Here is an 11,910-nt window from a genome sequence, read left to right as displayed (position 1 = left end):
TATAGCACCATTATTATAACATAAATAAAAAAATTTTTAAAATTATTTAGAAAACAAAAAAGTTCCGTAAACACGGGACTTCTGAGGAGTTTCGATCAAGTTTAGAGTCAAAAAAACATGGTGCTAGCTTCTAAAGACGGGGCTTTGTATGCTGCTATCAATTTATGCCTAGAAATCATACCAAATGTACATTTATAAATCAAGAAAATTTGAAATGTTAATGCACAGAATATAAAGATTTGTTATAATATATGAGATTCATTTGGGAGGTACTGTCATGGATGCAGTTTTAGATATTTTTAATTCGTTCATTGATTTTATTAGTTCGCATATATCAACGACCGTACTGGTATATATTGCCGTCGCTTTTTTGTTGTTGATCTTGATTTGGATCGTTTCCAGAATGATTCGTCGTCGTAAGGCAGAAAAACGTTTGACAGAGCTGGAAGTGGAAATCAATGAGATTCGCAATAACCAGCTGGCTTTTAAATTCAACAAAGCCAGTGCATTTGCTCGTGTCAATGATGATGTGATGGAACGTGTTAAGAATTTAACGACAAAATATAATACTTGCCAACAAAGTGTATCTACAATTGAAGATTTATTTACGGATGCCGATCATCTGTTAGATTCCCGTCGTGCGAAAAAAGCAATGCGTAAAATGGATGAAATTGAGTCTTTAATTGATGATACTAAAGAAAGAATTCGTATCGTGAACCAGAGCTTAGATCATATTTTGGAAAAGGAAAGCGAAGTTCGTGAGCTGGCCAGTGCTTTAAAAGAACGTTTCCGCAGTGTAAAAACTGTTTACCAGGATAATCGAAGCAGCTTCTATGGCGCTGCCGTTTTGATTGATGCCAAATTGGAAGATATTGAAAATCAGTTTACGAATTTTGAAGAATGGATGTATGCTTCCGAGTTTAATAAGGCAAAAGATGAATGTGAAAAGATCAGTAAACAGGTTGATACATTAAGCTCTGTGATCGCAGCCTATCCGGATCTGTATGAAAAGGCAAAGACTGTATTGCCTAGAGCCATTGAAGAAGTTGAACACAATGTTCAGACGATGGAGGCAAGTGGTTTAGATTTGAGCTATTTACAGCCAATGAATAAAGTAAGTGGATTTAAGGACAATGTGCAAAACGTATTGAATTTATTAGATTCCGGTGAAGTAACTAAAGCTGATACATTGTTGAATGAAACAACCGATGCGGTTTTGGTTTTACAGGATAACATTTCGCAGGAACAAAGTGCTTATGAAGAAATTCATGGTGATTTAAATGCCAAGCTGGCTATTCTGGATCGCATTGAAGATGAATTGTCTGAAATCAAAAGCTTGTATGCCAATATTAAAGATCGTTTTGGTCTGGAAGACTGGACGCAGCATTTCATGTTGGCGGATAAACAGTGTGCCAGTTTAAAAGAGAAGAAACATTTGATTGAAACACAGTTGAATCAGGATGATAAAACAAGTGTGGATCTGATTCACAATTATCGTGCTTTTGTGCAGGAAGCCGATGAGTTTGAAAAACAGATTCAGTCGATGAAGAAAATGCTGGTAGGTGCCAGCAGTGATGAAAGTCGTGCGAAAAAGCAGTTGATCAAGCTGCAGCTGATCTTAAATGAAGTTCGTTTGAATGCAGCAATTCGCCAGCTGCCAAGCATCTCCGGTCAATTTGATGATGATATCAAAGAAGGAGAACGCTTGATTCAAAGAGTGCGTGTAGTATTGGATCACAGTCCGTTAGATGTACAGACATTGAATGCAGATCTGCAGGATGCGATTGATTTTATCTATAAGCTCTACAACAACGCCAATAACTTAACTGGTGTAGCCGTTATGGTAGAAAATGCGATCGTCTTTGGAAATCGTTTTAGAAGCAGTCATCCGGAAATGGATACAGAACTGACTAAGGCTGAATTGTATTTCCATAATGGTGAATATACAAAAGCCTTACGTATTGCGATTCAGGCCATTGAAAACATGCATCCGGGTATTTATGAAAAGCTGATTGCGAAAAAAGATCCGGCTGTGATGAACCAGGTGCAATAATATGATTTATTTTGATAATTCTTCGACAACCTCTGTACGTGCAGAGGTTTCTCGTATTTATGCCCAGTTGATACAGGAAGCGTATGCCAATCCGGATGCGATGCATACACCGGGGCGTGAGGTTTCAAAAATGATGGAAACATCTCGCAAAAAGATTGCCGAGATGTTGAAAGTTGCTTATGAAGAAGTGTTGTTTACTTCCAGCGCCAGTGAATCTAATTCATTGGCCATCATAGGTTACTGTTTGGCTAATTCGCATCGAGGAAAGCACATTCTTTTATCCAATGCGGAACATGCCAGTGTGAGTCATTCTTTTGAATGGTTACAATCCATGGGTTTTGAAGTTGAATACTTGTCGATTGATGCCAGTGGAAAGGTTACATGGCAGGAGCTTAAAAACAAGATACGAAAAGATACGATTCTTGTATCTTGTATGCATGTCAACAATGAAATGGGAGCCATCAATCCAATTGATAAATTAGCCGATGTAGTTCATATGCATCCAACCTGCGTATTTCATTGCGATTGTGTACAAAGCTTTTCTAAAATCGATATTCCTTTTGAAAAGTTGGATCTTGTGACACTTTCGATGCATAAAATCCACGGTTTAAAGGGAAGCGGTATCTTGATCAAAAAGAAGAAGGTTCAGCTTATGCCTTTGATTCAGGGGGGACAGCAGGAATTTGGCTTACGAGGCGGCACCAGCAATGCGCCTGTCAATATTTGTGCTGCCAAAACGATTCGTCTGGCTTTGCAGGAACAAGAAGTGTCTTATGATAAAGTTCAAAAGATCAATCAATATTTACGCAAAGAACTTGTAAAGATTCCCGGTGCACACATCAATTCACCGGAAGATGCGATTCCTTATATCTTAAATGTGTCTTTTGATCAGATCACAAGCGAGGTTTTATTGAATGCCTTAGATCAGAAGGGTGTTTGTGTGAGCGCAAAAAGTACATGTTCTTCGCATTCAAAACATGCTAGTGCTATCTTGCTGCACATGGGATATGATGAAAAGATTGCGACACATATGATTCGTTTGTCTTTTGATAAGGACAACACGATAGAGCAGACAAAAGAGTTTATAGAAATATGTAAGGAGATTTTAAAAAGTTATGGATTACAAATATGATCATATACTGATTCGATATGGGGAACTTTCTTTAAAGGGAAAGAACCGCAATACCTTTATCAAACAGCTTCATGAAAATATAAAAATAGCAACGAAGGGTTTTCCGACATTGGAAATTGAACGCCAACATGATCGTATGTACATCTATTTACATGATGAGAATGCGAATCAAGTCAAAGATGTGATCGCAAAGGTGTTTGGTATCTCCTCGTTTAGTTTTGCGATCAAAACCAACAGCGATATGGATGAAATCATACAAGCGTGTATGCAGGCCCTGCCTTTGCACGAAAAAAAGACTTTTAAAGTGGCGGCACGTCGTTCGGATAAAAATTTCCCGATTATTTCGGATCAAATCAACCGTATGGTTGCGACATCGATCTTAAAAAACAGTGAATGGAAGGTCGATGTGCATAATCCTGATGTCAAGATTGTCATTGAGGTGCACGCGGATGCGACTTATATCATGACAGATAAGTATCCGGGGGCTGGTGGATATCCGGTTGGAGTGGGAGGAAAAGCCATGGTCCTTCTATCCGGTGGTATTGATTCGCCGGTCGCTTCGTATTTGATGATGAAACGTGGTGTTCGTATCGAATGCATTCATTATGCTTCACCACCTTATACCAGTGAGAATGCCAAAGAAAAAGTCATGGAACTCGCAAGACTGGTATCCGGCTATCAGGGCGATCTACTGGTGCATATCGTACCTTTTACTAACTTACAGCTTGCGATCTATCAAAATGCGGATGAAAGCTATGCCATTACATTGATGCGAAGGATGATGATGCGTATTGCGGCAGGTTTAGCACAAAACCGAAAAGCCCTGGCCATCTGTACCGGAGAGAGTGTAGGACAGGTCGCCAGTCAGACTTTGGAGAGCATGGTGGCCATCAATGAAGTTACAAACTTACCTATGATTCGTCCAGTCGTATGTATGGATAAAATTGAAATCATTGATCTGGCTAAAAAGATAGGTACATATGAAACCAGCATTTTACCTTATGAAGATTGTTGTACGATTTTCACACCGAAAAACCCTGTGACTAAACCAAGAGTGGATAAATGTAAACAATATGAAGCTCGTTTTGACTATGAAGCTTTAGTACAGGAATGTATTGAGAACGTGCAGTCGATCTGGGTACATCCTCAAAAAGAAGAGGACGATTTATTTTAAGATTTCATCACAAGATGAAGTCTTTTTTCTTTTGCGGATTTGTTGTAAACTTTAGCTATGTTAATTTGTCCAAAATGTAAAGAGCCATTAGTTAAACAAGAAAAAAGCTTTGTCTGTTCAAATCATCATGTCTATGATATCGCCAGGCAGAGCTATGTGAATTTATCAATGAAACAGAAAAAGCATTCCGGGGATAATGCGTTGATGGTTAAGGCGAGAAGCTCTTTTTTAGAAAGTGATGTTTATGATTTTATGCGTCAGTTTGTTTGTCAACAATTGTCAATATATGAAATCAAAACCTTACTGGATGCCGGCTGTGGGCAAGGTTATTATACAAAGGCATTTTCACAGATCGTACTAAGCTGTGTAGGTATCGATTTGAGTAAAGAAGCCATTCTATACGCTTCCAAACAAGATAAGAAGACACAATATATTGTCTCCAGCTTTTTTGATGCACCTTTTACCGATTCTTCTTTTGATGGTATCGTATCTATTTTTGTACCCCAGGCTGCTGATGAGTTTGCTCGTCTTCTACAAGAGAAAGGGATATGGATTGAAGTTGGGCCAGGTCCAAAACATTGTCTGGAATTAAAAGAAGTATTGTATCAAACGCCGTATCTCAATCCCATGTCGTCTAAAGAGCTTTCAAATTTTGAATTGGTAAAGGAAACTATTTTATCGCAGAAGAAATGGATAAAAGATTGTTGGAGCTTACTAGAGATGACACCGTATCGTTATAAAACACATCCTAAGGCTTTAGAAAAAGTAAAAGAACTACAAGGAATGGATGTGACTTTAGAATTTTTAATTCGTATTTGGAGGAAAAAATGAAAACAACGATAAAAAAATGGGGAATCAATGCCGAAGGAATCAGTTATCTTCATCATAAACCGGTATTTATTAAAGGAGCACTTCCGGATGAAGTTGTTTCTTTTATGTTAGAAAAGGAAATGCCTCGATATAGTATCGGCCATCTGCAAAGCATTCTTAAAGAAAGTCCAAGGCGAAGAAAATCGCCATGTGCGTATGCCGACCAGTGTGATGGATGTGCTTTGATGCATGTAGATTATAAAGGCCAGTGTCAAATGAAGATGCAGATCTTAAAACAAACCTTAGCCAAGTATGCCGGTTATCGAGGAAAGATCAATCCCTTAATCAAAAATGAGTCTGTATTAGGGTATCGAAACAGCTGTAAGATGCCAGTCAAACAAGTTGATGGAAAAATCAGACTGGGTATGTACAAAGCAGAATCTAATACTTTTGTTTCCATTCCACGATGTATTGTACATCAAAAAGGTTTGGAGCAAACCAGACAGATGCTGGAAAGTATTTTTAATACGCATTCGATGCAGGCGTATGATTTTCAAACAGAATCTGGATTACGCACCGTTGTCATCAAAGAATTTGAAGAAAAAATACAAGTTATTCTGGTAACGGGTCAAGATACTTTAGATGCAGAGATGTTAAAAGAAATCAGTCAACTTGAACAGGTTGTTTCTATATGGCAAAGTATTAAAACAGACAATAGTGTAGATATCTATGGGAAAGAAATGCGCTTATTGTATGGGCAGGAAACAATGGAGTTGCATTTGGATGACTTGGTTCTGCAGCTTCTTCCACGTTCTTTTTTTCAGTTGAATACTAGACAAGCCTATCGTCTTTACCATTATGTCAAAGATTTGATTCAGCCTTGTGATGTTTTAGTGGAAGCCTATAGTGGGATTGGAGCCATGAGCTTGATGCTTGCCAAAAAAGCTAAAAAGGTAATTGGGATTGAATATATTGAGGATGCCGTAAAAAACGCAAATGAAAATGCACAGCGAAATCATTTGAAACATGTGTCTTTTGTTTGTGAGGATGCCGGAAAAGCTTTAAGGGACATGAAAGAAACTATAGATGCTTTGGTGGTAGATCCACCAAGAACGGGACTAGATGCATTGATGAAGGAAGTCATCTTAAAAAAACAACCCAACCAGATTGTTTATGTTTCCTGTAATCCCAGTACATTGGCAAAAGATCTAAAGCAGCTGCAGAAAATCTATGAAATCAAATCTGTACAACCATTTGACATGTTCTCACAGACCCAACATGTGGAGTTGGTAGCATTGATGTCTAGGGTGGATGAATAAGAAGAGTTGAAGTGTTGATAGAATAAGGTTTTCCAGTGGTTTTGGAGAATGTCCAAGCTGGGGAATCTTATTTTTATTTTGCTGAAAAGGAAGAGTAGTTTTCAGTAAAGGTAGGGTTGAGTTGATAGGATGACTTTTGGGTGGGGGGAGTTGACAGAACAGATGTTTTCATTTTGAATTGATATCCAAATGTGATATTCTATTAATAGAGAATTTTATTCTAGAAAGAGTGAGTGAATTGGCATTTTCTTATAAACCATTATGGAAGTTAATATTAGAGAAAAATATTAATAAAACTCAATTGAGAGATAGAGCAAAAATAACTAATCAAACACTATCACGTCTAAGTAAAAATCAAAATGTAAGTATGGAAATATTAGGTCGTATTTGTAAAACATTAGATTGTAGATTAGAAGATATTGTTGAGTATGTAAATGAAAAAAAAGATTTATCAATGTCACTAGATACTATTTCATTATTTAGTGGAGCAGGAGGGTTAGATCTAGGTTTAATTAATTCTGGATTTAACATAGTGTTTGCTAATGATATTCTAAAACCAGCAATTGAAAATTATCGTGCTAATATCGGAGAGATAACTGAAGAAGATATCACAAAAATTAATGCTAACGATATGCCGAATGCTGATGTAGTTGTAGCTGGTTTTCCCTGTCAACCATTTTCAAGTGCAGGTAACAGATTAGGTACAAAAGATGACAGAGGAAATTTATATTTGGAAGTATTAAAGGTTATAAATGCCAAAAAGCCAAAAGTTGTTATCATGGAAAATGTTCGTGGCTTATTATCTATGAAAAATAAAGATGGCTCCAAATTAATGGATTCTATTGTTACTCTATTAGAAAACACAGAGCCTGGTTATAAAGTTAAATATAAACTTTTAAAAGCTAGCAACTATGGAGTGCCACAAAATAGATTTCGAGTTATAATTATCGGCATTAGAAGCGATATAAACATTGATTATGAATTTCCAAAACCAATTGATTATGATCCTGAAAAGTTAACTGTAGGATATGTATTAAAAGGTGTTGAAGGATTACCTAATCAAAATGAGGTGTGGGAGTTGTCTCCTCAGAGCAAGAAACTAGTCCCATTCATTCCTGAGGGAGGTTCATGGAAAGACATCCCATACGAACATTTACCTGAGAGATTAAAAAAGATTAGGGATAATATGAAAAAATATCGTTCTCCTAATTTCTATAGAAGGTTTGCTAGAAATGAGATTAATGGAACAATCACAGCTGCTAGTACCCCTGAAAATAGTGGGATTTTACATCCTTTGGAGGATAGAAGATATTCTGTCAGGGAGATTGCTAGAATTCAATCATTTCCCGATAATTACATTTTTGTCGGAGATTCAGTATCAGCTAAATATACAATTATAGGAAATGCTGTTCCACCCAAATTAGGAGAGATTATTGGTAAATCTATAGTACAGCAGCTAATTGAAGCGGGATATTAAATTTATTATATGGAGTGAGATAAATTGAATTATTATATTTCAAAAGAAAATGTTTTAAACTCAATAGATTATTTTGAAAATCTTCAAGTGGATCCTGACTCTTCATTGTTTCTTTTTCTATTGTCTAAAAGAATTGGGATTTCCCACTCGTTTCCGGTAACATACAAAAGTGGAAGTCTTTCTGAAGAGCAAAAAACTGATTACTTAAAGTCATTGTGGATGTTAGGTGGATTATTTGATTCAACTGAGAAACCTAAAAGTAAAGTGTTGATGTTCCCGAACGGTTTTAGAAAACTTGAGTTATATCAACCAGCTACAGAATTTACTAGAATTATTGGTAGAATTAAGGACACAATAGAAAAGAAAAATTTCAATATCCCTATCTATGAGGATAATAATTCAAATTTAACATTAAAACATAACTATCAAGAAATATTAGAAGAATATTATCTTAAAGGGAATAGGATATCATTATCGCATTTTACTGCATGGGTGCTTCGTTTTACAAGATTTGAATTTGAACATGAACCGAATGAAAAAGAATTTACACGTGTATTAGAAAAAGTGATTAAAAAGTTATTTAAAATAAAAAGGATTTTTTATGGCTTTTTGATGATGATATATCTTTTAATAGAATTGCACCTTCTAAAACTATTATCAAAGGTTCGGAAATAAGAGATAAGTTTGAGTTTGATACTAAAAAACAACCTGAGGTTGAATCAATCAGTACTTCAGAGGAGTACCAACAAAATCTATTGACCAAAGAAGAAACGACACAATATTTAGCTTTAAGTGGTGATAATCCCTCAGATAAGGAAATACTAGATACGCTACTTTATAAAAAGCAAATTGTATTGACGGGGGTTCCTGGAGTTGGGAAATCTAGATACACCAATCTATTAAAAAATAGTGGAGAGTTTGCAGAAACAGAAATGGTTCAATTTCACGCTAACTATTCTTATGAAGATTTTATAGGATCTGAGACGTTGACGGTAAATGACCAAAATGCAACGATTGTTTCAACTCAAAAAGGCTTGTTTTTAGACTTTGTAGAAAAAGCAAAGCAGGATAAAAATAATAAATACCTATTTGTAATCGATGAATTAAATCGAGGTAATATTGCAGAAATATTTGGTGAGACAATCCTTACTTTAGATAGAGGATATTCGGTAAAACTTTCACGTCCAATTAAAGGAATTAAAGAATTAAACATTCCCGATAATTTATATATTGTAGGAACAATGAATACTAGTGATAGAAACATAGCATTTTTAGATTTAGCAATCAGAAGGCGTTTTGCTTTTATAAATTTATTACCAAATTACGACTTTTTATCAGAAAAGGTCATTCTTGAAGATTTTGACCTAGGTAACATATTAAAAATTATAAATCAAAGAATTTTAGAAACGTTAGGTGATTCCGAATTGATTTTAGGGCAATCTTATTTCATTCCAAACAAAACAGGTGATGACTTTATTTGGAACTTTGAAGAGTTTAAAAATCAATTTAATTTTGTGCTATTACCAACTTTGGTGGAATATAGTTTTAATGATATTAATGCAATAAATACTATAGTTGGTGAAAACCTTGCAGATGGTATTCAAGATATAGATGAATTTAAAATAGCTTTTCAAGCAGAGTTTCAAGTGTAGGTGAGTGAATGTTTAATAAAATTGAGACTGCTGGACAAACAATTATAAATGTATTGGATGAAGAATTTAGTTATTTTGAACAATTTGTACATAAGAACAATATAAGATGGGCGAGAGAAGAAAAGAACAACTCTATTTTAACTATAAGCCAATCCTATGTTGGGTATCTTGTAACACCTGTTCGCAAAATAAATTTGGAACCAAAGTATAATGAAATAGGATTCGAGCATATTTTTCGAATGTACTTATATGTTTATGGGTATAGGACTTCTGATAGTTCGTCTGTATTAGATATCTCAGAAGCCCAAAATGAGGTAGATGTTGCGGAGCTTTTTTTGGAAAACCTTCAAAAAAATATTCAGTTGGGTATTATACAGTCCTATCGAATATCGAATGAAAAGCTTGGAACTATTAAAGGTAATGTCCATTATCCCAGCACCTACAAGAATTATCTTTTAAACAAAAAGAAATATGTCGACACAAAGGTATCAAGACTCTCATTAAATAATGATATTAATAGACTTATTGCTACTGCTTTAATGAAACTAAAAAATGTAAAGAAATATACTTCAACTGCTACAAAACTTTTAATGTATTTTGAAAATGTATCTCCAAATGTTAAAAATGGTAGCGAATTATTAAAGAATATAAATTTTAATTCCAATACTTCAAGGTATCGAAATACATTGATTTACGCATCAATGATAATAGATCAATTAGATTATGAAGATGTGGGAAACACAATTGGAACAGAAAGTTTTATTATAAATTTCGATAGGTTATTTGAGGATTTTGTTATTAAAATATTAAAAGAAACTCCAGATAAAAGGGAGTTTTTCACATGGGAAAATTCCAAGAAATTTGCAGATATTCTAAAAAGTGATAATTGTTATGATAGTAGAGAATATCAACCGGATATCGTTTATCGTTATCTTGTAGAAGATGAAAGTTATGACTATTTACCTTCTGCTTATGGAGTTTTAGATGTTAAAAATAAAGCTTATAATGTCTTTAATAATAGCGATATTTATCAAATTGTTACATATGCAAGATTATTAAATAGTAAAAAAGTAATTCTACTGTATCCTTCTTTTTTAAACAAAAGACCGGAGACGCTCACTTTAAATTCAGATATATTTAATCCTTATGTAATAACGGCTTGTTTTATAAATATTGCTGATAAATCAGGAAAAGATTTCCTGAAATCTATTAATCTATTTGTGGATACAGTTGAAAAGACATTACTAGATATAAAGATTGATTAGTAATTATAGTGTTATGACTCTTTATGCATATCGTTTGATGCATAAAGAGTCGATGTTATCCTTAAAACATGTAGTAAGACTGCGAGGTGTGTAAGGGTTTGCTTAGCTTTAATGATAAAAATTTCATTAGTACTTTTTTTAATGATGGTGGGTATGTTTTGAATTTTAGTAATTCAGAATTTGATGATTTTACGCTGAATTCTGTTGGAATACCACTCCAAACGCAATATAAGTTATCAAAAGGAAAATCCTTTGTTGAGTTTATAAATCAAGCTGACGATGGTGAAATTATAAAATTAGTTACTGATTTAATTGAATATATAGAATATCAAAACATTGAAGATTTACTTACGGTTGAAAAGAGAAATCTTTATCCGAAATTGAAAGCGCTTATGTCAAAGTTTTCAACTAATCAAACATTTAGCAGTACATTGGTTACTGATGTCAAAGAAAAGTTTAATGATGTCTATATAGCTAGTCAACTCAGCATAATGATGTCATTAGTTGAAGAATCACCTTCGGATGTGATAGGGAAATCTAAAGAACTATTAGAGTCCTGTTTCAAACACATTTTAGATGAATTTGACGAGGAATATTCTCCATCATCCACTGTAGTACAATTAAGAAAACAAGTGTTTTTAAAATTAAATCTAGATCCGAAAGAAAATGTCTCAGCTAAAAATAATAATGATGTTAAGAAAATACTAAGTAGTTTCATTCAGGTAGTTGATGGTTTAAATTCTCTTAGAAATGATAAAGGTGATGGGCATGGTAAAGGAAAGAATTATACAGAATTACCTGTGCGATACGCTAAATTAGCAATGAACGCATCATTAACTATCGTACACTTTACCTGGGACACGTATAAAATGCATATTGGTAAATATAAATAGACAATATGAAATGACGAAGGAGGGATAAAAAAAGTAACCTTCCTTAATTTGTTGCATCGTGGATTTACCATTATACTTTGGTAAAAAAATTCATAGTATTGTGGAATTACCGCAAACAAATAAGGAGGGTTACCT

General features: G+C 34.5%; 10 protein-coding genes. All 10 read left to right on the top strand.

The window, feature by feature from the left end; genetic code table 11:
* Nucleotides 1-277 precede the first annotated feature (277 nt).
* Entirely contained in the window at nt 278-2,053 is a 1,776-nt protein-coding gene (locus tag U0M88_RS04245) for a septation ring formation regulator EzrA (protein ID WP_331869013.1), read from the top strand.
* 1 nt (nt 2,054) lies between these two features.
* Nucleotides 2,055-3,185 carry a cysteine desulfurase family protein gene (locus tag U0M88_RS04240; RefSeq protein WP_331869012.1) on the top strand — a complete coding sequence of 377 codons (1,131 nt, stop codon included), beginning with the start codon at nt 2,055-2,057 and terminating at the stop codon, nt 3,183-3,185.
* Nucleotides 3,169-4,359 carry a tRNA uracil 4-sulfurtransferase ThiI gene (thiI, locus tag U0M88_RS04235; RefSeq protein WP_331869011.1) on the top strand — a complete coding sequence of 397 codons (1,191 nt, stop codon included), beginning with the start codon at nt 3,169-3,171 and terminating at the stop codon, nt 4,357-4,359. Before U0M88_RS04240 ends, thiI begins: the two co-directional genes overlap by 17 nt.
* Before the next feature lie 57 nt (nt 4,360-4,416).
* Complete coding sequence (locus tag U0M88_RS04230) at nt 4,417-5,190, top strand: methyltransferase domain-containing protein (protein ID WP_331869010.1); 774 nt, start codon at nt 4,417-4,419, stop codon at nt 5,188-5,190.
* A complete protein-coding gene (gene rlmD / locus U0M88_RS04225; RefSeq protein WP_331869009.1) occupies nt 5,187-6,488 on the top strand; it encodes a 23S rRNA (uracil(1939)-C(5))-methyltransferase RlmD in 1,302 nt (433 codons plus the stop codon). Before U0M88_RS04230 ends, rlmD begins: the two co-directional genes overlap by 4 nt.
* Nucleotides 6,489-6,717: 229 nt before the next feature.
* The gene (gene dcm / locus U0M88_RS04220; protein WP_331869008.1) at nt 6,718-7,965 is read left to right on the top strand and encodes a DNA (cytosine-5-)-methyltransferase; all 1,248 of its coding nucleotides are present in this window, start codon (nt 6,718-6,720) and stop codon (nt 7,963-7,965) included.
* A gap of 24 nt (nt 7,966-7,989) precedes the next feature.
* Nucleotides 7,990-8,640, top strand: a complete 651-nt coding sequence (locus U0M88_RS04215; RefSeq protein ID WP_331869007.1) for a hypothetical protein — start codon at nt 7,990-7,992, stop codon at nt 8,638-8,640.
* Between the two features lie 80 nt (nt 8,641-8,720).
* A complete protein-coding gene (locus U0M88_RS04210) occupies nt 8,721-9,617 on the top strand; it encodes an McrB family protein (protein ID WP_331869006.1) in 897 nt (298 codons plus the stop codon).
* A gap of 8 nt (nt 9,618-9,625) precedes the next feature.
* Nucleotides 9,626-10,882, top strand: a complete 1,257-nt coding sequence (locus U0M88_RS04205) for a 5-methylcytosine restriction system specificity protein McrC (protein ID WP_205178060.1) — start codon at nt 9,626-9,628, stop codon at nt 10,880-10,882.
* A 158-nt stretch (nt 10,883-11,040) separates the two neighbouring features.
* Nucleotides 11,041-11,775, top strand: coding sequence for an abortive infection family protein (locus U0M88_RS04200; RefSeq protein ID WP_265130102.1), 735 nt, complete (start codon nt 11,041-11,043; stop codon nt 11,773-11,775).
* The last annotated feature ends 135 nt before the right edge of the window (nt 11,776-11,910 follow it).

It is taken from the genome of Faecalicoccus sp., assembly GCF_036552745.1.
GTDB lineage: Bacteria > Bacillota_I > Bacilli_A > Erysipelotrichales > Erysipelotrichaceae > Faecalicoccus.
Note: the sequence above shows the minus strand (reverse complement) of the source record. Positions and strands in the feature narration are given on the sequence as shown.

Bases quoted from the DNA above. Each gene is read 5' to 3' on its own strand.
- U0M88_RS04245 (WP_331869013.1), top strand. From the start codon at position 278: ATGGATGCAGTTTTAGATATTTTTAATTCGTTCATTGATTTTATTAGT.
- U0M88_RS04240 (WP_331869012.1), top strand. From the start codon at position 2,055: ATGATTTATTTTGATAATTCTTCGACAACCTCTGTACGTGCAGAGGTT.
- thiI (WP_331869011.1), top strand. From the start codon at position 3,169: ATGGATTACAAATATGATCATATACTGATTCGATATGGGGAACTTTCT.
- U0M88_RS04230 (WP_331869010.1), top strand. From the start codon at position 4,417: ATGTTAATTTGTCCAAAATGTAAAGAGCCATTAGTTAAACAAGAAAAA.
- rlmD (WP_331869009.1), top strand. From the start codon at position 5,187: ATGAAAACAACGATAAAAAAATGGGGAATCAATGCCGAAGGAATCAGT.
- U0M88_RS04205 (WP_205178060.1), top strand. From the start codon at position 9,626: ATGTTTAATAAAATTGAGACTGCTGGACAAACAATTATAAATGTATTG.